This window comes from uncultured Holdemanella sp., from assembly GCF_958348295.1.
Classification (GTDB): Bacteria; Bacillota_I; Bacilli_A; order Erysipelotrichales; family Erysipelotrichaceae; genus Holdemanella.
Genome location: NZ_CATVYQ010000089.1, coordinates 1 through 3,490, shown reverse-complemented (window position 1 = coordinate 3,490; position 3,490 = coordinate 1). Strand labels below are relative to the sequence as shown.

Annotated in this window: 2 protein-coding genes and 1 tRNA gene; all 3 read left to right on the top strand. The window is 34.2% G+C overall.

Translation table 11 applies throughout. The annotated features are described in order from the left end of the window. Positions 1–31: 31 nt before the first annotated feature. The 3 genes from Q3907_RS10585 to Q3907_RS10575 all read left to right on the top strand — a co-directional run bounded on the left by Q3907_RS10585 (position 32) and on the right by Q3907_RS10575 (position 3,432). Positions 32–118 (top strand) — tRNA-Leu (locus Q3907_RS10585). 76 nt (positions 119–194) lie between these two features. Further along, a complete protein-coding gene (mnmA, locus tag Q3907_RS10580; RefSeq protein WP_295647288.1) occupies positions 195–1,355 on the top strand; it encodes a tRNA 2-thiouridine(34) synthase MnmA in 1,161 nt (386 codons plus the stop codon). Beyond that, positions 1,339–3,432, top strand: a complete 2,094-nt coding sequence (locus Q3907_RS10575; RefSeq protein WP_301898244.1) for an ATP-dependent RecD-like DNA helicase — start codon at positions 1,339–1,341, stop codon at positions 3,430–3,432. The genes mnmA and Q3907_RS10575 overlap by 17 nt, the downstream gene beginning before the upstream one ends. The last annotated feature ends 58 nt before the right edge of the window (positions 3,433–3,490 follow it).

Below are 3,490 nucleotides of genomic sequence, written 5' to 3'. Positions count from 1 at the left end.
TGGGCACCATTTAAAATTTAGTATTTCTTTTGCCCGGGTGGTGAAATTGGTAGACGCAGTGGACTCAAAATCCACCGGTAGCGATACCGTGCCGGTTCGAGTCCGGCCCTGGGCACCATTTTGAATTGTTGGATCAAGTTTTTCGGGCTTGGTCCTTTTTTATGATATAATTTTTGATAGTTGGAGGATTACATATGAAAGTATTAGTTGGATTAAGTGGTGGAGTAGATTCTGCGGTTGCAGCTTATTTATTAAAAAAACAAGGGTATGATGTAACGTGTTGTTTTATGCGTAACTGGGATAGTTTTGCGAATAATGATATTGCAGGAAATCCTACAATCAAAGATGATACTTGTCCTCAGGAACAGGATTATTTAGATGCATTAGCAGTCGCAAATCATTTGGATCTTCCTTTGCAGCGTGTCGATTTTATTGAGGAATATTGGGATAATGTGTTTAAAACTTTTTTAAGTGAATATGAGAAGGGTCGTACACCAAATCCAGATATTTTGTGTAATAAATATATAAAATTTGATTCATTTTTTGAATATGCTATGAAACAGGGGTTTGACAAGGTGGCTACAGGGCATTATGCTTCAAACTTTAAAGAGGATAATGGCTTTACATATTTAACGCGAGCTAAAGATCAAAATAAAGATCAAACGTATTTTTTGTGTCAGGTAGAAAAGAGTAAGATTGCAAAAACAATTTTTCCGTTGGCAAATCTAGAAAAGCCTGAAATTCGTCAGATTGCTTCTGAATTGAATTTAGAATCTGTGGCGACAAAAAAGGATAGTACGGGTATTTGTTTCATTGGAGAAAGAAATTTTAGACAATTTTTATCGAATTATCTTCCTAGTAAAGATGGTGATATTGTTGATGTCAATACAGGTAAAGTGATTGCCCGTCATGTCGGTGTTTTATATTACACAATTGGACAACGAAAAGGATTGAATATTGATCATGAAAAAGGCCCTTGGTTTGTGGTTGGAAAAGATGTTGTAAAGAATATTCTTTATGTATGTCGTACAGATCAAAGAGATTTATTATATTCAGATTCTTGTATCGTAAAAGGTATCAACTGGATCTTACCTAGTTTAGATGAGATTCCTACGAAGTGCACTTGTAAGTTTAGATATCGTCAAAAAGATCAGGATATTGAAATTGAAAGATTGGATGATACAAGTGTTTTGGTCAAATATCCACAAACAATTGCGTCTGTTACTGAAGGTCAGGAAGCAGTTTTCTATGATGGCGATAAATGTATTGGTGGTGGTGTCATTGAAGAAGTATTTAAGAATGGCAAGAATTTAAATCAATTGATTATGGAGACAGCCAATGGACATCGAGGCTAGGCTTGAATATATCATATTTGAAAATAAAGCCAATCATTATGTTGTAGCTGGTTTTTCGGAGCTAAAAACATATCATAATTTTACAGCCGCAGGAAGAATCGAAGATCCAGTCGAAGATCAGGAATATATTCTTGAAGGGGAATATATTAAGCATCCTAAATATGGGGAGCAATTTCGTGTGGATATAGCTAAAAAGAAATTGCCGGATAATTCGGATTCAATCATTCATTTTCTTTGTGGTGAAAACTTTCCTACAATTGGCAAAAAGACGGCGGAATCTATTTATGAAATGTTGGGTGAGAATTGTTTGGAGAAAATTCACAAGGATCCTACAATTTTAAATCAGGTTCCTAATCTTTCTGAAAAGAAGATTTCAATTATAAAAAAAGGGATTCAAGAATTTACTGGTTTTAATGAGGCTTATGCCAAATTATTGAAATATGGATTGAGTTCTAGGCAAATTCAGATGTTGCTTGATACGTATGATGATGTATTAAAAGTGATTGAAGAAGATTGTTTTAAACCATATTATGAAGTATATGGTTTTGGATATAAGACGGCTTGTAAGATGGCAAGTGCCATTGGTTTATCGAGCGAGGATCCAAGAAGATTAGATGCCTATATCTATGAATTGGCTAGACAATTGTCGATGGCAACTGGAAATACATATATTACATTTGCGACTATCTTTTCAAATGTACAAGGTGTGAGTGAAGAATTGATTCAAGAAAGTATTGATCGTTTGGTGGTTATGCAGTATTTGTATGTAGAAAATACAAGGATCTATCCATTTACTTTACATGAAGATGAAGTAACAATCGCAAAAGAATTACAGAATCATTTGTTTAATGTTGAGCAGGTGGATGTAGAAAATCGTATTCAACAGGTTGAATTTGCGTTAGCCATCACGTATGATCAAGAACAAAAAGATGCGATTCAATTATTTTTTGATCGTTCTTTTATGATTTTAACGGGTGGGCCAGGTACAGGTAAGACGACAACAGTAAAGGGAATATTAGAGATTGCCAAAGATATCTATCCAGAAGCAAAGATTCAGCTTTGCGCACCTACAGGAAGAGCTTCAAAAAGATTAGCACAATTATCCAATTGTGATTCTAGAACCATTCATTCATTGTTGCAGTGGAATTTAGAGGATAATACATTTGGTAAAAATGAGGATGAACCTTTGGATGTAGATTTTATTATTGTGGATGAGTTTAGTATGGTGGATACACACTTGTTTGCACAATTATTAAAAGCATTGCCAAATCGTTGTCGTATTCTATTAATAGGTGATGAAGATCAGTTGGAGAGTGTTGGCCCTGGGAAAGTTTTAGAGGATCTGATAAAATCCAATGTGATTGATACGGTACATTTAAAAAAAATCTTTAGACAATCGAATGGGTCCGGTATTGTGACATTAGCCAAAGAAATTCGTGAAGAAAGTACTTGTCATTATGAGGATGGTGTAACTTTTGTAGAAAGGTCAACACCAAAAATCATGGAAGCACTGATTGATTATGTTAAAGATATGGATTTGGATTCAATGCAGATACTTGCTCCAATGTATAAAGGAGTAGCGGGTATTGATGAGATCAATCGTCAGATGCAGGTTTTATTTAATCCAAAAAGTCCGCAAAAAAATCAAATGAAGGTTGGAACAACAATTTTTAGAGAAAACGATAAAGTCATGTTGTTGAAAAATCTTCCAGATGATGATGTTTATAATGGTGATATTGGTACGATTCTTGAGATTGATACGAAACGAAATGTAATCTCAGTTGATTTCACAAACAATGTGGTTGACTTCTCTACAGATTTTCTATATTACCTAAAGCATGCGTGGTGTATTAGTGTACATAAATCCCAGGGTAATGAATATCAGACAGTATTTTGTATTGTGGATGTGAATGCGAAAAATATGTTGGAGAAACGTTTATTGTATACAGCAATTTCTCGTGCTAAAAAACAATTGTATATTATAGGAAATAAGCAGTTGTTTGAGACACAAGTTAAGTTAAAACAGAAAAGAGTGCGTCAAACGACGTTGCAGGAAATGATTGAACAAAAACTGTGATTATTGTATAATACATTAGAAAATTAATACATCAATGTTGATAAAAAACACCAATCGA

Bases quoted from the DNA above. Each gene is read 5' to 3' on its own strand.
- Q3907_RS10575 (WP_301898244.1), top strand. From the start codon at position 1,339: ATGGACATCGAGGCTAGGCTTGAATATATCATATTTGAAAATAAAGCC.
- mnmA (WP_295647288.1), top strand. From the start codon at position 195: ATGAAAGTATTAGTTGGATTAAGTGGTGGAGTAGATTCTGCGGTTGCA.